Origin of the sequence: Phaeobacter sp. NW0010-22, from assembly GCF_040365955.1 — a bacterium.
In the GTDB taxonomy this organism is placed as follows: domain Bacteria; phylum Pseudomonadota; class Alphaproteobacteria; order Rhodobacterales; family Rhodobacteraceae; genus OMPR01.
This window is the reverse complement of record NZ_BAABWT010000002.1, coordinates 342,286-362,787: the sequence shown is the minus strand read 5'-3', so window position 1 is coordinate 362,787 and position 20,502 is coordinate 342,286. Positions and strand designations below refer to the sequence as shown.

The window sequence follows — 20,502 nt, the reverse complement described above, 5'->3', positions numbered from 1 at the left end:
TTTCAGCGAATTTGGGCGCGCGTGCGGTGGGACTCGTCCAACCCTATCTTTAGGTCAGGTCGGCCAGCGCGTGTTTGGCAAGTTAAGTCATAAGTTTACTTACAAAATCACGTACGACTCACCTAGATGTGAAGCAGTTCATAGGGTTAGGCCCAAAAGATGTGGTATCCTGATGCTGTTTTAAGCAGTCAATTTAAGGGGAAGCCCCATGATCAAGGTGTTGAAATGCAAAGACTTGATGCCCGGTTGTGATTTTAAAGCCAAAGGAGAGACCACTCAGGATGTCCTGCAGCAGGCCGCGATTCATGCCAAAGAAGTGCACGGCATCGATCTGACGCCTGTGCTGATCGAACAGGTCAAGCTTGTCATCAAAGATGCGTAATTAGTCGGGGGCCAGCATATATCCCGCGCCCCGCACCGTTTGTAGATATCGTGGCTGCTTGGGGTTTGACTCGAGCTTGCGGCGCAGGCGGGTGATTTGCACGTCGACCGCGCGTTCTTGTGCTTGCCCGCGATCGCGGCCCAGATCTTCGACCAGTTTGGTGCGACTGACCGGTTCACCGGGCTGCGCAGAAAAGATCTTCATCAGCTGGCTTTCCGTAGCGGTTAGCCGTACCAGATCATTGCCCTGCCACATCTCGCCCCGTTCAATATCATAGCGGATTGGCCCCAGATGCAGAACCATTGGGACAGTGTCGGGCGCGGTTGTTTCGGGCATCCGGCGTAGAATGGCATTGATCCTGAGCAGCAGTTCCTTGGGTTCGAACGGTTTGGCCAGATAATCATCTGCGCCTGCCTCTAACCCGGCGATGCGATGTTCGGTTTCCCCCTGCGCCGTCAGCAACAGGATCGGGGTGGTCATGGTTTCGCGCAGCGACCGGGTCAGGCTGACACCATCTTCGCCGGGCATCATGACATCCATTACCAGGAGATCGAAATCCAAGCCCGACAGCACCCGCCGTGCATGGGCAGCGTCGCGGGCGGCGGTGACCAGAAACCCATTGCGCATCAAGAATTTCTTGAGCAGATCGCGAATACGCTCGTCGTCGTCAACGATTAGAAGATGTGCATCGATTTCGCTCATGAGGTTCCATCCCGCATTTTGGTGTAGGCCCGGCGCATATCAGCATCCATCATCGCCTCAAGCACCCGTTTGAACCCGGTGACTGCCTCGGGTCCGGCCTCTTTGTAAGCGGCGCGCATACGGGCGCGTTGCGCATCCGACAGCTTTGCCTCAAGCGCGTTGCCCTCTTCGGTCAGAAACAGATGACGTTCCCGTTTATCCACCTTGCCGACCCGGCTTTCGACCAATCCATCGGCGATTAGAGTGCGCAGCACCCGGTTAAGGGACTGTTTCGTCACCCCAAGAATGGCGAGCAGATTGTTCACCGTGGTACCCGGAGCCCGGTTGATAAAGTGGATGGCCCGGTGATGGGCGCGACCATAGGCCATTTCAGCCAGAATGCGGTCGGGATCAGCCGTAAAGCCGCGATAGGCGAAAAACATCGCCTCAATTCCCTGTCGCAGCTGTTCATCGGTCAAAAACAGCAGACTTTCGCCGCCATAGGCCGGAGCGGAACGCGCCTCAGTCATGGTGTGCCTCATTGTTATTTAGGGATCACTTTATGTCAGTCTTATTGACATTCCAAGAGTCAACAGGTATCGAATCGCAGTTTTGACGCAATAATGTGTCCGGTTCGGATGTAATTGGCGCAATATTTGCAAAATGACCCTGCTCAGGAGGATGTGGCATGTCGGGTTATGACGATCGCGATGGTTCGATCTGGATGGACGGTGAGTTGGTGAACTGGCGGGATGCAAAGGTGCATATCCTGACCCACGCCATGCACTATGCCAGTTCCGTGTTCGAAGGGGAGCGCGCCTATAACGGCAAGATTTTCAAAAGCCGTGAGCATTCCGTGCGCTTGATCGCCTCGGCCGAGGCATTGGATATGCCGATGCCTTACTCGGTGGATGAGATCGAAGCTGCTAAGGAAGAAACGCTGAAAGCCAGTGGCCTGACGGATGCCTATGTGCGTGTGGTTGTATGGCGTGGTTCGGGCGAAGACATGGGTGTGGCTTCGGCTAAGAACCCCGTGCGCATGGCAATCGCGGTCTGGGGCTGGGGTGCCTATTACGGCGACGCCAAGATGCAGGGTGCCAAGTTGGACATTGCCGAGTGGAAACGCCCCTCGCCGGAAACCATTCCTGTACATGCCAAAGCAGCAGGCCTGTACATGATCTGCACTATTTCCAAGCATAAAGCCGAGGCCAAAGGCTGTTCAGATGCGTTGTTCATGGATTGGCGTGGGTACGTGGCCGAAGCGACCGGCGCGAACGTGTTTTTCGTGAAAGACGGCGAAGTGCACACGCCGCTGGCGGATTGCTTTTTGAACGGGATCACCCGTCAGACCGTGATTCAGATGCTGAAAGACAAAGGCATCACCGTTCACGAACGTCGTATCAAGCCTGAAGAGATGGCTGATTTCGAACAGTGCTGGCTGACCGGTACGGCTGCCGAGGTGACCCCAGTGGGTCAGATTGGCGACTATACCTTTGAAGTGGGCGATATGACCCGCCAGATTGCCGAAGATTACGAAGCGCTGGTGCGCGCCTGATTTCTACGGCTTTAGAGTTTTGAAAGCGCGGGGAGGGCTCCCCGCGCTTTTTTCGTTCAGACGACTTCGGTTGTGACGTCGACGTTGCCCTGAATCGCGTTTGAGTAAGGGCAGATTTTGTGACCTGCTTCGGCAACGCGTTCTGCTTCGGCCTTATCTACGCCGGGCATGTGAACGGACATTTTAACCGTCAGACCAAAACCACCCTGACCGTTGGGGCCAATGCCGACATGCGTGGTGACGGACACGTCTGCGGGCACTTTGGCCAGCGTGTCATCCTGCGTGGTCGCGAATTGCATCGCACCGATGTAGCAGGCCGAATAACCAACTGCGAAAAGTTGCTCAGGGTTGCTGCCCTGACCGTTGCCACCCATCTCTTTCGGTGCGGCGAGTGTCAGATCCAGACCAGAAGCTTCGACTGTGCCGCGGCCATTGCGACCCCCAGTGGCGGTTCCGATGGCGGTATAAACAGGACTAATTGTCATGGTGAGCTCCAGTGTTTGTTCGTTCACGATTATATCGTGTGCGATATAAGTAGAGCAAAACCCCAGAATTGACAAGACCTTGTGATATAGTCGTGCGCGATTTATATCTGTGCGATGACAGATCAAACCATGACACTTGATGATCACCTGTGCTTTGCACTGTATTCTGCCAATCATGCGATGGGGCGGCTGTATCGTCCCTTGTTGTCGAAACTGGGCCTCACGTACCCTCAGTATCTGGTGCTAATCGCGTTGTGGGATCAGGATGCGCGCAAAGTGAACGATTTGGGGGCGGATCTGTCGCTGGAATCAAACACGCTGACACCCTTGCTGAAACGGATGGAAGCGGGTGGCTTGGTGGTCCGTCGTCGCAATCCCAAAGATGAGCGCAGTGTGATTGTATCCCTGACCGACCTTGGGCGTGCACTAGAGGCGCAATCCGCTGAAATCTCGCGCTGTATTCTGGAAACCGCCGGAAACGATGCCAAGGAACTGATCGATTTACGCGACCGCATTCGCGTTTTAGCTGATCGTTTACGCGCAGCTGGGTAACCCTGCTCATAACGGCAAGTTTACATGCAGATCGTCCAGAGCCATGGACGTTTGGGTCTGAGCTCTTATCCTAGCCTCATGTTAGATCTGCTTAGCGATATCCTCACCCGAATGGCCCTAAAGGGGACGCTGTATTTCCGCACGTCCTTTACGCCACCGTTTGGGGTCAAAGTTCCGGCGTTTGAAAACGTGGCGCGGTTTCATTTCGTCCAACGTGGTGAGTTGAAAGTGCATGTCCCTGCCACGGGAGAAACCAAGCGTCTGTCACAAGGCGACCTGATCCTGATCCCGCATGGCGCGGAACATATGTTGCTGTGCAATGAAGTGCAGCCCATGGACGCGCTGCCGTTGGACCGGGTGTTGCAGGATGCCGGGTACGAAGGCGACGGTGTGCTGATCTATGGTGGAGATGAGGATGATCGCGATACGCAGCTGGTCTGCGGTCACTTTTCGTTTTCCGGGCCACCGGGGCGTCAGGGCACCGGGCATATGTTGTTGGACCGGCTGCCACCGTTCATCGTTATCGAAAACTATGGCGAAGAGGCCGGGGCCTGGATGCAATCGACCCTGCGGATGATCGGATCCGAGGTGACGGGCGCGCGGATTGGCGGCGATCTGATCGCGCTGAAACTGTCCGAAGTCCTGTTTGCACAGGCCATTCGTGCCTACCTTGAACATCAAAGCCCCAGCGATACGGCCTTGGCCGGGTTTGCCGATTCACGCATTTCGCGAGCTCTGACCGCCTTTCACAACGCGCCCGCCGAAGAGTGGAGCGTTGTGGGGCTAGCGCGTGAAGCTGGCATGTCACGGACGGCGTTTGCACAATTATTTTCTGACAAGATGGATGTGACGCCCATGCAGTATCTGACCACATGGCGGATGCAGATTGCTTGTCATGGCTTGACTGAAAATAACTGGAACGTGGCCGATGCCGCAGCCGAGGTCGGGTACGCGTCCGAAGCGGCGTTTTCACGAGTGTTTAAGAAACAGATTGGCTTGTCCCCCGCCGCCTATCGCACGATGCATTAGGTCAGGACACTAACCCCTTGGCCTGAGGCGGCGTCCACGAACTCATCCTTTGGCGTGATTCAAATTCAAATATGTATTTGCTTGGTGCCTTTTGTGCGTATCATGCCCTCAATTGTTCCGTTCCCACGCAATTGATTAAGGATAGTCACATGGACAAGTTTGGGCGCTTTTTCCTGACAAGGCCACAGTGGTTGGTTGTCTTGGTTCTGGTTGCGATGACCGCTTTGCCGATCGCAATCTGGCTGGACCTACGGAACTTGTCGGATGAAACGCTGCGCCGGCAAGCAAGCAGCTTGAATGGGATCATCTCGGCAGTGCGGTCTTATTACGCCAAGAATGTTGTTGGCCGGATTATCAGCACGGATGGGGATACGCAAACGCTGCACAATTATTTGGATGTCGCGGGGGCGATCCCAATTCCGGCCACGCTATCCTTGGAGTTGGGGAAAGAGATCGGGGCAACCGAGGGGGATGTCCGGTATCGGTTTGTTTCGGATTACACCTTTACCAACCGTCCTGCCCATACGTTAGATGATTTTGAAAAACGGGCCCTGACCGAGTTTCGTCAAAACCCGACTGGCGCGACCTTTCTGACCAATTCAACTGGCAACGTCCGGAACCGCGAAATCACGCTGGCCACACCGGTGATCATGTCTGGGTCTTGTGTGTCTTGTCATAATTCGCACCCCGAAAGCCCCAAAAGGGATTGGAAAGTCGGTGACGTTCGAGCGGTTCAAACGGTGTCTGTGCGTCAGCCAGTGGCTTTGAACTTGTGGTCGTTCAAATGGTTGCTGCTCTACTTTGCGGTGGCCGGAACCATTGGCGGGCTATTCGCCGCGATACAATTTCGACTGGCCAGCGGGTTCAGCCGGTTGAATGATGAACTGGCTGAAAACAACAAGTTTCTGGCAGATATCTCGCTCAAGATATCCAAGTACCTGTCACCACAGGTCTATAAATCGATCTTTTCAGGGGAGCGGGACGCGTCGATCTCGACCGAGCGTAAAAAGCTGACGGTGTTCTTTTCTGATATCAAAGACTTCACTGCCACAACCGAACGGATGCAACCCGAAGAACTGACAGAGCTGTTGAATCAGTATTTCACCGAAATGTCCCTGATTGCCGAAGCACACGGGGCGACCATCGACAAGTTTATCGGTGACGCCATTGTGGCGTTCTTTGGTGATCCTGAAACCTTAGGCGCGAAAGAAGATGCGCGCGCCTGTGTTCGGATGGCTTTGGCCATGCAGGACCGTCTGGCCGAACTAGGGCAGGTTTGGAACGAACAGGGGTTAGAGCACCCGTTCAAAGCACGGATGGGTATCAATACGGGATATTGTAATGTTGGGAACTTTGGTTCAGCCGATCGCATGGATTACACCATCATCGGGGCCGAGGCAAACTTGGCGGCGCGGCTCGAAGGGATTGCTGACCCCGGGGGCATTGTTCTGAGCTACGAAACATACGCGCATGTGCGTGATTTTGTGGATGCGGAACCATCTGACCCGGTAGAATTCAAAGGCATCGCGCGCAAAATCATTCCCTATCATATCAGAAATGCAGCGCCAGAAGCCAAGGTTTTGCCAGTTGCCGGAATGGGGGATGACGGAAATTTGACGCTGGATCTTGAGCCGCTGGATGAAGCCACGCGCCGTGTTGTTCTGACCGCGATCGAGGACGCCTTGCGCCAAGTTGCGCAAGCAAAGTTAAAGGACAAGTAGGCGTTGCGCCAAAGCCCCGCCATTTCCGTACGATCTGCATGATTTGGCGAACGTGTTGGGCTGCTGCGTTCCATCCCGCCCGGTTATCATATGGGTATCTCTTATCTGGAAAGGATGTCCAAATGTCTGTTCGTTTTGTATCTCGGTCGATCCACGCCTATCTGGATTATCCCGTTGCGTTTGCTCTGATGGGGCTGCCCTTTGTGCTGGGCCTTGGGGCGTCGAATCCACTGGCGTTGTGGCTGTCAGTGGTCACCGGGGCCGCTGCCTTTGTGCTGACGGTGTTTACCGATCATCATCTCGGTGTCTGGCGGGTGTTGCCTTACAAGTTCCACCAAGCTGTTGATCTGACTGTGGGCATCATCTTTATCGTGGCGCCGGGTCTGTTTGGGTTTGGCGGCATTGATGCGCTGTTCTACTGGATCAATGGCGCGGCAGTGGTTGCAGTGATTTCTCTGAGCGCGCCAGAAGAGGGTGCCACCGCTTAAAGCTTTGCGCAGAGGGCGTTGTCACAATAAAATTGCGATAGCTTCACAAGATTGAGCCGTGGCGTTTACAATGTCACGGCTTTCTGGGGCTCACCAATCGCGCGGTTTTGACCGCCAGACAGGAGAGTTCACAATGACCAAATACATTCGCCCCTCGCGCCGGGCGTTTCTTGCCGGCGGTACCGCTGTTGCCGCATCCCTCGCCATGCCTTCGATCAGCCGCGCGTCCGCACGGCCTGTGTTCACCCATGGGGTGCAATCTGGCGATGTAGACACCGCGTCGGGTATGATCTGGACCCGCACGGATCGCCCGGCAAAGGTGATGATGGAAGTATCCACAACCGAAAGCTTTGCCGAGGCACGCCAGCTTTCGCCGATGTTTGCCACACCGAACAGTGACATGGCGGTCAAGCGTCTGGTCGACGGGTTGCCGTCGGATCAGGACATTTTTTATCGCTTTGTTGCCGCTGATCTGAATGACATTAGCGCCGTATCAGAGCCTATTATTGGCCAATTCCGCACTGCGCCCACCTCGCGCCGGGATGTGAAATTCGCATGGTCAGGCGATACCGCTGGCCAAGGGTGGGGCATTGATGACGAGGGCATGCGCACTTATGCAACCATGGCGCAGCACAAGCCCGATTTCTTTATCCACTCGGGTGATACGATTTATGCTGACGGTCCAATGAAGGATGAGGTCGAAAAGGACGGAAAGCTCATCTGGAAAAACACCACTCTGATCGATGAAAAACGCAAAGTGGCTGAGACACTGGATGAATTCCGCGGTCAGTGGAAATACAACCTAATGGACGAGCACGTCCAAGCCATGAACGCGATGTGCCCAACCTTCATGCAGTGGGATGACCATGAGGTTGTGAACAACTGGTCAAGCGCCAAGGATCTGATCAGCGATGATCGCTATACCGAGAAATCGGTTCACGTTCTGCAATCCCGGTCCGCGCGGGCGTTCCATGAAATGACCCCGCTGCGTATCACGCCTGCTGAACCCGGCCGCGTGTACCGCAAAATCGCCTATGGTCCGATGCTGGATGTGTTCTTCTTGGACCTGCGGTCGTATCGCGGACCTAACGGTGCCTCGATGGAGGATGAGATCACACCCGCGTCGTCCATCATGGGGGCCGAGCAGATGGCGTGGCTCAAGCGCGAACTGGCGGCGTCCAAAGCCACGTGGAAGGTCATCGCCTGTGACATGCCAATCGGTCTTGTGGTTTGGGACAATTGGAAAGAACAGGCCGGGGCCGAGGCCGTGGCAAACGGGGACAATGGTCCGGCCAAAGGGCGCGAGTTGGAATTTGCAGACCTGCTGCGATTCATCAAAACGGCTGGAATCAAGAACACCGTCTGGTTCACCGCTGACGTGCATTACACAGCGGCGCATTTCTACAACCCCGACAAAGCCCAGTTTCAGGATTTTGATCCGTTCTGGGAATTTGTTTCGGGTCCATTGCATGCCGGAACTTTTGGCCCGAACGCCATGGATGCCACATTTGGCCCCGAGGTAAAATTCGTCAAAGCGCCAGAAGACGGGCAGGTCAACTTGCCGCCCAGTGAGGGGCTACAGTTCTTTGGGCTGGTGGATATTGATGGCAAGACCCAACAAATGAAAGTGCGCCTGATGGATCGCGCCGACACCGAACTGTGGTCTGTCACGCTGGACCCTGAAATTCAGGCTCTATAAAGGGCCAAATAGGCTCAAACACCCGGCTGATTTCTTATGCAGCCGGGTGTTTGAGTAGACAAAAACGCAGCTCAAAGTGCTGCTTTGATTTTTTTGTAACCTCTACCAAGTTCTTCGATCAGCAGGCTGGCGGCGGCACCAACATTGCCAGCAGATTCTTTGGCGGCATCAGATGCGTCATCTAGGTTCAGATCTAGACCATCCCATTTTTTCTCTAGGTCAGCCCATTCATTCTTCATATCCATTTCGAACAAATGCGCCTTGAGCTTGAGCTCATCGCGTGTGGTCTTCAGATCCTCAACCAGGCTCGCGGTGTCTTTTGAGTCAGTCAAATCATGTCTCCCTTGGTGCAGGTGGAACGTTCAATACACCTAACATGGGCGGGTTGCCTGGTCCTTGCAATATGAGATTCCGGGTTCGACTGCGTGGAAAGCAGGGCAGGGGTACTTTTTTTGTTGGCGGTTGGTTTTTGCACTTGCCTTATCTGACTGTTTTAGTCAGATAAGCGATGACTGCCAGATGCACCTGCACCCAGCTCTTTGAATTCACAGTTTCGGGGCGGCCTGCAGGACGGTCAGCATGTGGCGACATCGAGCGGACCTGCCGCTGCCCCGGAAACGATCACTGAGCCAAATAGGCTCTAATAAGGAAAAAGCATGCGTGATCCGTTTGCAGATTTAATCTCTATGCACGAAGCAGCATCCACCTATGGATGTTCGTTGAACGCCGAACTTTTGGATTATATTGAACAACGGACCGACGCGCTGGCCCGAATACATACGCAGCCAAACGTGGTTCCCCTCGGTTCCGTGTCCAGCCAAGCTGGTCCTGTCCAACAGGTCAGCGACGCGCAAGTTGCCGCTAATGAAACACTGGTGCGATTTTCAAAGGGTCAAACGCGGGACATACGGCGTTCGCGTAAAACAGTGTAAAGCCCGCTGAGAATGACGATCGCACTGCCGATCAGGGTGAATGTGTCGGGACGTTCGGCAAAGACCACGACGCCCAAAATCATCGCAAATATCAACCTTGTGTAGCGGAACGGCGCGATGACCGACACTTCGCCCTGACGCATTGCGCCAGTTAGAGCGTTATAGGCCAAGACGCCAAATGCGATTGCTCCGCCCAGTTTCAATGCGGTCATTGGGTCTGGCAGGACTGCCCCGCCGGTCCAAAGCAACGCGAGAACTCCCGAAAAAACCAGAACCAAAAAACCGTACACCCCCAGTTGCGCGCTCGTCAGTTGGGGTGGTGCTGCCTTGGTGGCCAAATCGCGGCCCGCAAACCCGATGGTGCCAAGAACCGCAAAGATGGAAGCGGGTTCAAATCCACTCAGCCCCGGGCGTAAAATGATCAGCACACCGCACAAGCCCACCAGAATGGCGGTCCAGCGTCGCCACCCCACGGTTTCGCCAAAGAACACGGCCGCGCCGATGGCGACCACCAAAGGGGTTGCTTGCAAAATGGCCGATGCATTTGAGAGCGGCGTCAGGGCCAAGGCCAGTGTGAAACACAGCCGTCCCATGATTTCGAAAACAGAGCGGATGCACAACGTCCGCGAGGGGGCGCTGTCACCAAACACCGTTTCACCCCGCAACCGTGCCATGGCGGCAAAGACAAGAAACCCGCCAGCGCCAAAGATGATCAGCACCTGACCCACCGGCAGGGTCTGCGTGGCGGATTTGATGAACATATCCTCAAGCGCAAAGGCCGCCATCGCGGCAACCATCAACAGGCTGCCGCGGATATTTTCCGCTTGAAGGCTCATGGATTAAAAGTCGACGCCGCGCTGGGCTTTTATGCCGGCTTTGAACGGGTGTTTGATTTCCGTCATCTCGGTCACCAGATCGGCGTAGTCGCACAGCGCCTCAGGGGCATCGCGACCGGTCAGGATCACACCGGTTTTGTCGGTGCGGGCATCCAACCCTTCGATGACCTGCTCAACGCTCAGGTATTCATAGCGCAAGGCAATGTTGATCTCATCCAGAACAACCAGATCATATTCGCCACTGGCGATCAGGTCGGCTGCCTTTTTGAACGCGGCTTGCGCGGCGGCAATATCGCGTTCCTTGTCTTGAGTATCCCAAGTGAACCCTTCGCCCATGGTGTGCCATGTCACCAAGCCATGTTCTTCGAAAAACCGGCGCTCGCCTGTTTTCCATTTGCCCTTGATGAATTGGACCACAGCAACCTTTTGGCCCCAACCCAAGGCGCGCACCACAACCCCAAAGGCGGACGAGGATTTGCCCTTGCCCTTGCCGGTGTGGATCAGCACCAGACCCTGTTCGGGGTCCTGCAATTGCGAGACCCGTTCGCGGTGCTTGGTCTGCACCTCTTTCATCTTTTCTTTGTGATCGTTCGCGTCGCTCATCGGGGGACCCTCGTAGAATTTCGGGCTCACACTAGGGGCTGTGGCGAAAAGGTAAAGATCAGCTTTTGGGATCTGTGACAGATCGGGCTTTGCCACGTTCCAATCCAAGTTGGTGTTCCCGCCAGACAACCAGCGCATTGGCGCCAATAACCAACGTCGCCCCTGCCAGCATTGCCATGGTGGGCAGTTCGGCGAACCAGACATACCCAATAAAGACCGCAAACAGCATCGAGGAATAGTCGTAAGGCGCGAGCATCGAGGCAGGAGCAAAGCGATAAGATGACGTGACAAGGATCTGCGCACAGCCACCGATGACCCCCGCCAGAACCAACAAAGCAAATTGTTCAGTCGTGGGCACAACCCAGCCAAACGGCAGGGTCAGCAAGGACAACAGCGAAGCGGTGGCGGAAAAATAGAATACGATGGCGGCGGTGTGGTCGGATTGAACCAATTGCCGGATGTGGATCTGCACAAAACCGCGCGCCAGCGTCGCCCCCAAAATGCAAATCGCGCCCAAGGTTGCAGTGTCTTGCATGGACGCTCCGCTGCCCAGCCGGGGCCAGAGCATGATCAAAACACCAACAAGACCGATCAGCACGGCCCCGATACGGATCATCCGAATACGTTCCCCTAGCATGATCGCAGCAAGGATAAGGGTGAAAATGGGGGTGGCAAAGCCAATGGCGGTGACCTCGGGCAGAGGCAGTAAGCCCAAACCAGTGAACGTCAGACCCATCGCAGTGGTCCCCAGAACCCCGCGCCAGAAATGGCCCATCGGTTTTTTGGCAATCAACCCTTGGCGCAGCTCTCCGCGTGAAATCAGCCAGACAACGATGACTGGAATGGCAAAAAACGACCGAAAAAACACGGCCTCGCCAGCCGGAATATCATCAGATAGGGATTTGACGAGCGCGGCCATGGCCGTGAACAGAAAAATCGCGCAGGTTTTGAGGATGACGGCCAAAATGGGCCGGTTCGCGGTCAATGCTTTTGCCATGGCGCGAACCTGCGCTTTTGAATCCCAAAGATCAATCGCTTGATTTTTGCCTCGTGTGTCACCCATTGTGCAGGCGCAGAAAGAGGAGCCGACCATGTATACCAAAAACTATTTGATTTCACAGCTGCGCGCGGCATCGGTTGGGCGCGAAAACGATGTTTTTGCGCAATTGGTTGGCGGTGAAACGGTGACGTTTGGGGCGCTTTTTGCAGGCGCGGAACGGATGGCGGCGGCTTTGGTGTCTTGCGGTGTGGTGCCAGGAGATCGGGTTGCGGTGCAGGTGGGCAAAACCATTCAGGCCATTGAACTATACCTCGGAACCGTGATGGCGGGCGGGATCTTTCTGCCGCTGAACACGGCCTATACCGGGCCAGAGGTGGCGTATTTCGTGGGCGATGCCAGCCCGCGCGTGGTTGTATGTGACCCCGCGCGAATAGATGAGATTTCGGCCATTGCGGGGGCGGCACAGGTGATGACGTTGGACCCGGCGGGGCAGGGCAGTTTGCGTGATCTGGCCGATGTGCAGGGCGGCTTTGATCCGGTTGCGCGTGAAATGGGGGATTTGGCCGCGATTTTGTACACTTCGGGCACCACGGGGCGTTCCAAGGGCGCAATGCTGAGCCATGCCAACCTTGCCTCGAACTCGGCAACATTGCGGGACTACTGGCAGTTCACGGCTGAGGATGTGTTGATCCATGCCTTGCCGATCTTTCACACGCACGGATTGTTTGTGGCAACCAACGTGGCGCTGTTGGCCGGGGCACAGGTGGTGCTGTTGTCGGGGTTTGATCTGGACGCAATCTTAGAGGCGATGCCGAAAGCAACCGCCCTGATGGGAGTCCCGACATTCTATACCCGTTTGCTTGGCGATGCGCGTTTGACGCAAGAGCGCGCGGCGAACATGCGATTGTTCATTTCGGGCTCTGCGCCTTTGTTGGTGGATACGCATGAGCAGTGGGAACAGCGCACCGGCCATCGCATTCTGGAACGCTATGGCATGACGGAAACCAATATGAGCACTTCGAACCCCTACGAGGGCGAGCGTCGCGCGGGAACCGTTGGGTTCCCGTTGCCCGGTGTCGAGGCGCGGGTAATGGAAGGTGGTGCCGAAGTTGCGACGGGCGATATCGGTGTGTTGGAAGTGCGCGGAGCCAATGTGTTTCAGGGCTATTGGCAGATGCCCGAGAAAACCGCCGAAGAACTGCGCGCGGATGGCTGGTTCATCACAGGTGATTTGGCCAAGGTCGATAGCGATGGCTACGTCACAATTGTGGGACGTGAAAAGGATTTGATCATCACCGGGGGCTTTAACGTTTATCCAAAAGAGGTCGAGAGCCTGATTGATGATCTGCCCGGCGTGCTGGAAAGTGCCGTCATTGGCGTGCCACATCCCGATTTTGGCGAGGGGGTTGTGGCTGTTGTTGTGCCTGAAGGGGGCGGAATATCGGTGGATCAAATCCGGAGCGCTTTGGACGGTCAATTGGCTAAGTTCAAACAGCCTAAGCATATCGTTTTGGTCGATGCCTTGCTGCGTAATACCATGGGCAAAGTGCAAAAGAAGGCTCTACGTGGGGAATTTACGGATGTTTTCGCCAATGGATGAAGTGTTTGATGCCTTTGGCACCGCCCCGGTTTTGGTTGTCGGCTCAGGCGCATGGAGATCGCGGTTTGCCGTGACCGAGCTGGCTTGCCTATCGATGGGTGCTGTTGGCAGCGCGATGGCGGATTTGAGCGAAGCGCTGAATCTGGGCCCTCGTCCAGATGTGGTGGTGGATCGGCGTCTGGCCTCGCTTTGGTTTACGTGGTCCATCCATCCGCAGGGGTGGGAGTTACCCCCATCCTGGGATGCGATTGCGGGGGATTATCAGGGCCGCGATGGTTGGATCAAGCTGCACACGAATGCCCCGCATCATCGGGCGGCGGCTTTGGCGGTGTTGGAATGTGAGGCAGAGCGCGAGATCGTCGCGCAGGCTGTGCGTGGCTGGGACATCGATGCGTTAGAGGATGCAATTGTTGCCCAAGGTGGGGCAGCGGCGGCGATGCGCAGTCGCGCGGCGTGGCTCGCCCATCCACAGGGGGCAGCGGTGTCTGGCGAGCCTTTGGTAGCTTGGGATCATAAGGCGGGGCAGGTGCGGGCATGGCAGGCGCGGCCCGATCGCCCGCTGGCGGGTCTGCGGGTTTTGGATCTGACACGGGTGCTGGCAGGGCCGGTGGCGACGCGCACCCTTGCGGGGTTTGGGGCCGATGTGTTGCGGGTTGATCCGGCGTCGTGGTCAGAGCCGGGGGTAGTGCCTGATGTGACCCTGGGCAAGCGGTGCTGTCATTTGGACCTGAAAACGCCACATGGTCAGGATCAATTGCGAGCTTTGATGGAGCACGCGGATGTTCTGGTTCACGGCTATCGCCCCGGTGCGCTGGACGCGATGATTGGGACGCACCGGCCGCAGGGATTGGTTGAGGTGTCGCTGGATGCCTATGGCTGGACCGGGCCATGGGCCGGGCGGCGTGGATTTGATTCCTTGGTTCAGATGAGCTGCGGAATTGCCGATGCGGGCATGGCATGGGCGGGTGCGGACAAACCGCATCCTTTGCCGGTGCAGGCGTTGGATCATGCGACGGGTTATTTCATGGCGGCGGCGGTCCTTTCGGCTCTGACACAGGCCATTCAGGGCAACGGCAGTCCGCGGGCGCGGCTGTCTTTGGCACGCACGGCAGAGGTTTTGGCCCAGTTAGAGCCTGTTTTGGCAGATTCTATCACCGGATCTGAGCCTGCTGATTTGGGGGATTGGGTTGAACAGACAGTCTGGGGCCCGGCCAAGCGGGTGAAGCCAGCGCTGCGGATTTCTGGCATGCCAATGTCTTGGGATCGGCCTGCCGGGGCGCTGGGCGCGGCACCGGCACGTTGGGATTAAGTGAGCGCCAGCAAGAGACCCGATAGGGTGAAAAAGCCCAGTGCGGTTGCGATCAGCATGGCGATGGAGGCCATGCCTTCGTGTCCGTGTTCCTGTGCCAGAACGGTGTAGATGCCAAACATCGGCATGGCGGCGGACAAGATGACAGCAACTTGCAGATCTGCCGGCAGAGCGATGCCCGCAGCGGTAACGCCCAAAACGGCAAGAGCGACCAAAGCGGGGTGCAGAATAATTTTGCCAAGGGCCACTTGTGCCGCCTTCCAGTGATTGCCGCGGAGGGACAGCCCCGCAAGCGATCCGCCAATGACCACCAGAGACAGCGCCGAGGCCGAGGCCGCGAGCATCTGGAACAGATTGGTTGCGGCGCTGGGCATTGGGATCTGGGCAAGCGACACGGCAAGACCCAACAGCAGGCCAATCACCATCGGGCGTTTGAGAACACCCCAAAGGATTGTGCCGATTTGGTGTGATATCGAGGTCTGCGCCCGGTCGCGTGACAACTCCATCAAAATCAAGCAGATCGGGATCAGCAGGATGTTCTCCACCAGCATGTTCAGCGCCAGTATGACGCCGGCAAGGTCAGGAAAGGTCAACAACATGACCGGGTAGCCGATAAAGCCGGAGTTGGGGCAGGCGGTACCCATCACAGCGACTGCGCGGCGGGGTTTGTCTGTGCCAGTGAGGGTAAACCAGACAAAGCTGACCGCGATGGTCGCTACTCCGCCAAGGGCGAAAACCAGCATGTAACCGGGGTGAAACACCTCGGCGAAGTCCCGGGTGGCCATGGCATTGAACAGTAGGGCAGGCAGGGCAATGTCGAGCACGTATTTACCCAGCGTGCGCATATCCGAGGTTCCGAACCATCCCCGTTTCACGATCAGATAGCCAATGGCGATGGCCGCATAGATCGGAAAGGTGATGGTCAGGATTTGGCTCATGCGTCAGTCCAGCTGGGCGGTAAGGGCGTGTCGATTTCGGCCGCAAAATCCTCTAGAAACTGGATCATTCGGGCGGTGCGATCGCGGGCCAGAGTTTTACCGCCCTCGGTCAGCATGTCATTGGGCAGGTCCAGCAGTTTGACGCGCCAATGGTCGATGGAAAACTGCAAGTCATCGAGCGGGCGGTCTTGGGCAAAGGGATCAGCAGGGTCATACAGCGCCCGGCCCAATGATCCGGCAACGGCAAAGGTGCGCGCAATGCCGATGGCGCCCAGCGCGTCCAACCGATCCGAATCGCGCAGGATTTGCGCCTCGGGCGTTTCGGGGGGGATTTGCGCCGAAAAGCTGTGCGCGGCGATGGCATGTTGGGTGGCAGTGATTTCATCCTCGGAAAAACCAAGGTTGCGCAACAGTGGGGCGGCTTCTCGGGCGGATTGACGCGAGGCCATGGCGCGTTCTGGGTCGTCTTTGGGCAGGTTGACCAGATCGTGTAGGTAGCTGGCGGCCATCAAGACGCGGGTGTTGACCTGTCCGTTGGCAATGGTGCGGGCGTTGACCCAGACACGATCCAGGTGGGCCAGATCATGCGCCGGGTCGGTCGCCATGCGGTCCTGTGCGATCTGGCGCAGTGCCGCGCGCAGATCAGCCAATGTGACCTCGGTTTTCGCCGATTTGGCCGCGATGCAGAAGCATCTGGTCCAAGAGAACGCAGGCCATCATTGCCTCGCCTACGGGAACGGCACGGATGCCGACGCAGGGGTCGTGACGGCCTTTGGTGATGATTTCCGCCTCTTCGCCCGACTTGGTGATCGTCTTGCGGGTGGTCAGGATGGAGGAGGTCGGTTTGACCGCAAAGCGCACCACGACGTCCTGTCCGGTTGAAATACCACCCAGAATGCCACCGGCGTGGTTCGAGCTGTATTGTGGGCCGTTCTGACCCATAAAGATCTCGTCTGCGTTGGCTTCGCCGGTCAATTCAGCCGAGGCCATGCCATCACCGATTTCAACGGCTTTGACCGCGTTGATCGACATCATCGCGGCGGCCAGATCGGTGTCGAGCTTGTTATAAACAGGGGCGCCGATGCCTGCGGGTATGCCACGTGCGACGACTTCGATCACAGCACCGACCGAGCTGCCGGATTTGCGTAGCCCATCCAGATAGGCGGCCCAGTCTTCCGCGGCTTGGGCGTCGGGGGTCCAGAACGGGTTTTGTTCGATCTGAGACCAGTCAAAGCGGCTTCGGTCTATTTTATGCGGGCCGATCTGGGTCATGTAGCCAGTGATTTGCACATTCGGAGCGAGTTGTTTGATTGCTTCGCGCGCTAGGCCGCCAGCGGCGACACGCGCTGCGGTTTCACGGGCTGAACTGCGGCCACCGCCGCGATAATCGCGGATACCGTATTTCTGCCAGTAGGTGATGTCGGCGTGACCGGGGCGGAATTTTTCCATGATGTCACCGTAGTCTTTCGACCGTTGATCGGTGTTTTCAATCATCAGCTGTATGGGAGTGCCGGTGGTTTGACCTTCAAACACACCCGAGAGGATTTTCACCTCGTCCGCTTCGCGTCGCTGTGTGGTGAATTTGTTTTGACCCGGTTTGCGTTTGTCCAGCCAATGCTGGAGCATCGCGGCATCTACAGGAACCCCCGGAGGGCAGCCATCAACGGTCGCGCCCAGCGCGGGTCCGTGGCTTTCACCCCAAGTGGTGACGCGGAAGAGGTGGCCAAAACTGTTCATCGACATGGGGCGTGCTCCTTTGCGATCCGTGCTTAGCGGGGTGCGCGTGGGGTCTCAAGCGGATTTGCAGGAATAATCGGCAACACAGGCCCGTCTTTACCCTTGTTTCTGGGGGTGTTCAGACCGTCCAGTGTCCGGACGGTCGCGTTCGTACACCTCGGTATCGGGAAACTGCGGCAACCAGCCTTCGCGGCGCAGTGCCCAGCTTTCATATGAGGGGATCAGGTGATCAGGGGCGTCCAGGGTCCCAAGGTGAACCTCGATTTCATCGCCACTGCGGGCAAAAACAGAGGATCCGCATCGGGGGCAGAAACACCGTCCCTTATAATCTTGCACGTTTCCGGTGATCTTTACCGATCCTTGCGGGAACACGGCGGCGGCATAAAACAAGGCCCCGTGGTGCTTGCGGCAATCCAGACAATGACAGAGGCCAACCCGGTCTGGCTGCCCGGTTGCCACGAGCCTGACATCGCCACATGCACATCCTCCTGCAAAGCTCTCCATGATGCGTGCCCTCTCTGCCGTGACCGAAGGTGCCGGGCCAACTCTGGGCTGGCCCGAATGCGTTTAGCCGGCGTTTGCCACTTTGGCGCGGGTTGCAGTGATGCTGAGCGCTGCGCGCGCGGCTTCACGACCCTTTTCGACAAAGTGTGCGCGGTAGATCGCGTTGTGGTGTTCGGTTTCCTGATACTGGTGCGGTGTCAGGGACACGGACAGGACGGGTACGCCGGTGTCCATGCTGGCGCGCATCAGGCCATCAACGACGGCATGGGCCACGAAGTCATGGCGATAGATGCCGCCATCCACCACAAATGCGGCGCAAGCGACGGCGGCGTATTTACCTGTCTGGGCCAGATCGCGTGCGATCAGCGGCATTTCAAATGCGCCGGGAACGTCAAAGACATCAACTTGATCTGCGGGAATCGGTTCGAGAAAGCCGTCGAGCGCGCGGTCGACGATATCAGCGTGCCATTGTGCCTTGATAAAGGCATAGCGGGTGTGTGTCATAGGTCTCTCCTTTGGTCTGACACGTCACCCAAGGCGATCACGAGCGAGGCCAGGGGTATCCCCCAACCTGCACGTTCTCTTTCATCCGGACTATGACCGTCGGCTCTGGAGTTGCACCAGATCTGCTGACACTCCTGACACGGAGCCGCTCGCGGGCTTACGGGATTGCGCCCGCTTACCGCCGGTGGGGAATTTCACCCCGCCCTGAGAACGAGGCGGACCTTGCCAATGGTGGGGGGGATCTGCAAGACCAATTGTGCATAGTGGAGGGCTAAAATATGCATCCAAATCCTGTTTTTCACACCGGTGACGAGGACGCGAACCTGAAATTCGCCCGTGACCGGGGTTTTGGGGTGCTTGCTGTAGCCATAGATGGCGCGCCAATGCTGAGTCATGTGCCGTTTCTGTTGTCTGAGGACGGGCATTTGGCAGAGCTGCATTTGGTGCGTTCGAATCCTATTGCCCGGGCCCTGGACACCCCGCTGAGCGCCCGAATCGCTGTTTCAGGACCCGATGGATATGTGTCACCTGATTGGTATGGGGTGCCGGATCAGGTGCCGACATGGAATTATGTGGCGGTTCATCTGACGGGGCGGCTGGAGCGGTCGCCGGATGAGGCGTTGTTGGATCTTTTGGATCGTCAGTCGGCGTTGTTTGAGGCGCGCCTTGCCCCCAAAGCCGCTTGGACCACGGATAAGATGGATGCCGAGGCGCTGCGCAAGATGATGCGGATGATTGTGCCTTGCCGGATGGTGATCGAGAGTGTTCAGGGTACGTGGAAAATGAGCCAGAACAAGCCAGATGACGTGCGGTTGGCTGCGGCCGAGCAGATGGAGGCCATCGGATTCGGGACAGAGGTTCCTGCCTTGGTCCGCGCAATGCGCGAGGTTTAGGTGGCGGGTGCCAATGCGATTGCTTTTGACACAGTTTCGGCAACGAAATCAGGAGCCTGCATGGGCATGAAATGGCTCAGGTCCGGGCGGTGGATGTCGATGCCGTTTGACACTGCCCCTGCAAGGCCGGGCCATGTGGGTGAGCGGGTAAAATCACCCAGTGACGCCAGATCCATCGTATCTGCCCGCAACACGACGACCGGGCAGGTTATTGTGTGCAGGTGATCGTGGATGGGCGCGCCGGTCATGGGGGACATGTACGAACTGGCCTCGACCTCAGGGGCGCAAGCGAGGGTGAGCTCACCGTCGTGTTCCACAAGCCCGTGGGTGCAGTAGGTTTCGAGGGCCGTTGGAGTGAACAGGGAATAGGGGCTGCGGTCTTTGAACCGGTCAACCATTTCCTGCACCGAGGTGAAATTGCGTTTGCGTTGGGCGGCAGGGTGTTGGGTGCCTTTGGGAAACAGTGATTCTGCCATCGCGTAGATTTCGGGTGCCATGATCACGGGATCAATTAGAATCAGGCCCTTTAACCTGTTGGGGTGCGCAATGGTGGCCTGTGCCAGGATATGGCCCCCGAGTGAATGGCCGACACAGGTGATATTGGTCAGGTCCAGCCTGTCGATAAAGGCTGAGATATCCCGGCCCAGATCGAACCAATCTGTAAAAGGGCCGCCGGTGCTGTGGCCGTGGCCACGCAGATCGACACAGATGGAATGAACTGCGGGTAGGGCCGCGATCACCTCGTCCCAGATGCGCGCATGAAATCCAGTGGCATGGGCAAACAGAAGCGTTGGCCCCGTGCCGCGCAGATCTGCGTGGCGTTCTACATAGCTGAGGGTGAGGTCCGCAAGATGACATGAATGTCTGACAGGGGCGTCTTGGGTTGTCATGGAGGGCCTCGATGCTGCGGGTCTTAGGAATTATGCAAGCCTAAGCGGCAGATTGGTGGTCGCTCAAACAGGACGTGGGGGCATAATTGACGTGACGCTTGGTCAGGCATCACCTTGAAACCCAGACAGGACGCGTTACCACTTGAGTCAGCGGTCGGTTGATG

24 protein-coding genes and 1 riboswitch are annotated in these 20,502 nt (G+C 57.0%); of the genes, 11 read left to right on the top strand and 13 right to left on the bottom strand.

Annotated features, from left to right (window positions below):
• Window positions 1-208: 208 nt before the first annotated feature.
• On the top strand, window positions 209-382 hold the full coding sequence (locus tag ABWV33_RS05975; protein WP_353329462.1) for a DUF1059 domain-containing protein: 174 nt from the start codon (window positions 209-211) through the stop codon (window positions 380-382).
• Here ABWV33_RS05975 and ABWV33_RS05970 read toward each other — a convergent pair whose 3' ends face one another.
• Both ABWV33_RS05970 and ABWV33_RS05965 read right to left on the bottom strand, forming a co-directional pair.
• Complete coding sequence (locus ABWV33_RS05970; RefSeq protein WP_113823905.1) at window positions 383-1,084, bottom strand: response regulator; 702 nt, start codon at window positions 1,082-1,084, stop codon at window positions 383-385. It abuts the gene before it with no gap.
• A complete protein-coding gene (locus ABWV33_RS05965; protein WP_121997623.1) occupies window positions 1,081-1,593 on the bottom strand; it encodes a MarR family winged helix-turn-helix transcriptional regulator in 513 nt (170 codons plus the stop codon). The genes ABWV33_RS05970 and ABWV33_RS05965 overlap by 4 nt, the downstream gene beginning before the upstream one ends.
• A 158-nt stretch (window positions 1,594-1,751) precedes the next feature.
• On the opposite strand from ABWV33_RS05965, the gene ABWV33_RS05960 reads away from it, so the two are divergent.
• Complete coding sequence (locus ABWV33_RS05960; protein ID WP_113823903.1) at window positions 1,752-2,618, top strand: branched-chain amino acid aminotransferase; 867 nt, start codon at window positions 1,752-1,754, stop codon at window positions 2,616-2,618.
• Between the two features lie 56 nt (window positions 2,619-2,674).
• Here ABWV33_RS05960 and ABWV33_RS05955 read toward each other — a convergent pair whose 3' ends face one another.
• Window positions 2,675-3,103, bottom strand: coding sequence for an organic hydroperoxide resistance protein (locus ABWV33_RS05955; RefSeq protein WP_113823902.1), 429 nt, complete (start codon window positions 3,101-3,103; stop codon window positions 2,675-2,677).
• 129 nt (window positions 3,104-3,232) lie between these two features.
• Between ABWV33_RS05955 and ABWV33_RS05950 the strand changes: the two genes are divergently transcribed.
• The 5 genes from ABWV33_RS05950 to ABWV33_RS05930 all read left to right on the top strand — a co-directional run bounded on the left by ABWV33_RS05950 (window position 3,233) and on the right by ABWV33_RS05930 (window position 8,592).
• Window positions 3,233-3,655: a MarR family winged helix-turn-helix transcriptional regulator gene (locus ABWV33_RS05950; protein WP_251134420.1), complete on the top strand. Its 423-nt coding sequence runs from the start codon at window positions 3,233-3,235 to the stop codon at window positions 3,653-3,655.
• A gap of 78 nt (window positions 3,656-3,733) precedes the next feature.
• The gene (locus tag ABWV33_RS05945; RefSeq protein ID WP_353329619.1) at window positions 3,734-4,684 is read left to right on the top strand and encodes an AraC family transcriptional regulator; all 951 of its coding nucleotides are present in this window, start codon (window positions 3,734-3,736) and stop codon (window positions 4,682-4,684) included.
• A gap of 149 nt (window positions 4,685-4,833) precedes the next feature.
• Entirely contained in the window at window positions 4,834-6,405 is a 1,572-nt protein-coding gene (locus ABWV33_RS05940; protein ID WP_353329461.1) for an adenylate/guanylate cyclase domain-containing protein, read from the top strand.
• 122 nt (window positions 6,406-6,527) lie between these two features.
• Window positions 6,528-6,893, top strand: a complete 366-nt coding sequence (locus ABWV33_RS05935; protein WP_353329460.1) for an SPW repeat domain-containing protein — start codon at window positions 6,528-6,530, stop codon at window positions 6,891-6,893.
• Between the two features lie 133 nt (window positions 6,894-7,026).
• Window positions 7,027-8,592, top strand: coding sequence for an alkaline phosphatase D family protein (locus ABWV33_RS05930; protein WP_353329459.1), 1,566 nt, complete (start codon window positions 7,027-7,029; stop codon window positions 8,590-8,592).
• Between the two features lie 71 nt (window positions 8,593-8,663).
• Here ABWV33_RS05930 and ABWV33_RS05925 read toward each other — a convergent pair whose 3' ends face one another.
• The gene (locus ABWV33_RS05925) at window positions 8,664-8,924 is read right to left on the bottom strand and encodes a hypothetical protein (protein ID WP_353329458.1); all 261 of its coding nucleotides are present in this window, start codon (window positions 8,922-8,924) and stop codon (window positions 8,664-8,666) included.
• 324 nt (window positions 8,925-9,248) lie between these two features.
• Here ABWV33_RS05925 and ABWV33_RS05920 point away from each other — a divergent pair, with 324 nt between their 5' ends.
• Window positions 9,249-9,524 carry a hypothetical protein gene (locus ABWV33_RS05920; RefSeq protein ID WP_353329457.1) on the top strand — a complete coding sequence of 92 codons (276 nt, stop codon included), beginning with the start codon at window positions 9,249-9,251 and terminating at the stop codon, window positions 9,522-9,524.
• Here ABWV33_RS05920 and ABWV33_RS05915 read toward each other — a convergent pair.
• From ABWV33_RS05915 to ABWV33_RS05905, 3 genes are read right to left on the bottom strand one after another with little or no spacing between them, the layout of a single operon-like run.
• Window positions 9,485-10,360 (bottom strand): DMT family transporter, encoded by an 876-nt coding sequence (locus ABWV33_RS05915; protein WP_353329456.1) that lies wholly within the window; start codon window positions 10,358-10,360, stop codon window positions 9,485-9,487. The two genes, ABWV33_RS05920 and ABWV33_RS05915, sit on opposite strands and share 40 nt — an antisense overlap.
• Window positions 10,361-10,363: 3 nt before the next feature.
• Window positions 10,364-10,963, bottom strand: coding sequence for a cob(I)yrinic acid a,c-diamide adenosyltransferase (gene cobO, locus ABWV33_RS05910; protein WP_113823894.1), 600 nt, complete (start codon window positions 10,961-10,963; stop codon window positions 10,364-10,366).
• Between the two features lie 58 nt (window positions 10,964-11,021).
• Window positions 11,022-11,960: a DMT family transporter gene (locus tag ABWV33_RS05905; RefSeq protein ID WP_113824044.1), complete on the bottom strand. Its 939-nt coding sequence runs from the start codon at window positions 11,958-11,960 to the stop codon at window positions 11,022-11,024.
• A gap of 94 nt (window positions 11,961-12,054) precedes the next feature.
• On the opposite strand from ABWV33_RS05905, the gene ABWV33_RS05900 reads away from it, so the two are divergent.
• The gene (locus tag ABWV33_RS05900) at window positions 12,055-13,563 is read left to right on the top strand and encodes a malonate--CoA ligase (RefSeq protein WP_353329455.1); all 1,509 of its coding nucleotides are present in this window, start codon (window positions 12,055-12,057) and stop codon (window positions 13,561-13,563) included.
• Entirely contained in the window at window positions 13,544-14,872 is a 1,329-nt protein-coding gene (locus ABWV33_RS05895) for a CoA transferase (RefSeq protein WP_353329454.1), read from the top strand. The genes ABWV33_RS05900 and ABWV33_RS05895 overlap by 20 nt, the downstream gene beginning before the upstream one ends.
• Here ABWV33_RS05895 and ABWV33_RS05890 read toward each other — a convergent pair.
• From ABWV33_RS05890 to ABWV33_RS05870, 5 genes are all read right to left on the bottom strand, one after another.
• The gene (locus tag ABWV33_RS05890) at window positions 14,869-15,810 is read right to left on the bottom strand and encodes an AEC family transporter (RefSeq protein WP_353329453.1); all 942 of its coding nucleotides are present in this window, start codon (window positions 15,808-15,810) and stop codon (window positions 14,869-14,871) included. The two genes, ABWV33_RS05895 and ABWV33_RS05890, sit on opposite strands and share 4 nt — an antisense overlap.
• Window positions 15,807-16,460, bottom strand: coding sequence for an HD domain-containing protein (locus ABWV33_RS05885; RefSeq protein WP_353329452.1), 654 nt, complete (start codon window positions 16,458-16,460; stop codon window positions 15,807-15,809). The genes ABWV33_RS05890 and ABWV33_RS05885 overlap by 4 nt, the downstream gene beginning before the upstream one ends.
• Entirely contained in the window at window positions 16,453-17,553 is a 1,101-nt protein-coding gene (gene aroC / locus ABWV33_RS05880; protein WP_353329451.1) for a chorismate synthase, read from the bottom strand. Before aroC ends, ABWV33_RS05885 begins: the two co-directional genes overlap by 8 nt.
• A 90-nt stretch (window positions 17,554-17,643) precedes the next feature.
• Complete coding sequence (locus ABWV33_RS05875; protein ID WP_353329450.1) at window positions 17,644-18,051, bottom strand: GFA family protein; 408 nt, start codon at window positions 18,049-18,051, stop codon at window positions 17,644-17,646.
• Between the two features lie 63 nt (window positions 18,052-18,114).
• On the bottom strand, window positions 18,115-18,555 hold the full coding sequence (locus tag ABWV33_RS05870) for a 6,7-dimethyl-8-ribityllumazine synthase (RefSeq protein ID WP_353329449.1): 441 nt from the start codon (window positions 18,553-18,555) through the stop codon (window positions 18,115-18,117).
• Window positions 18,556-18,624: 69 nt separating this feature from the next.
• Window positions 18,625-18,771, bottom strand: a riboswitch (FMN riboswitch).
• 62 nt (window positions 18,772-18,833) lie between these two features.
• Between ABWV33_RS05870 and ABWV33_RS05865 the strand changes: the two genes are divergently transcribed.
• Entirely contained in the window at window positions 18,834-19,448 is a 615-nt protein-coding gene (locus ABWV33_RS05865; RefSeq protein WP_353329448.1) for an FMN-binding negative transcriptional regulator, read from the top strand.
• On the opposite strand, the gene ABWV33_RS05860 is transcribed toward ABWV33_RS05865, so the two are convergent.
• Entirely contained in the window at window positions 19,445-20,338 is an 894-nt protein-coding gene (locus ABWV33_RS05860; protein WP_353329447.1) for an alpha/beta fold hydrolase, read from the bottom strand. The genes ABWV33_RS05865 and ABWV33_RS05860 overlap by 4 nt on opposite strands.
• Window positions 20,339-20,502 lie beyond the last annotated feature (164 nt).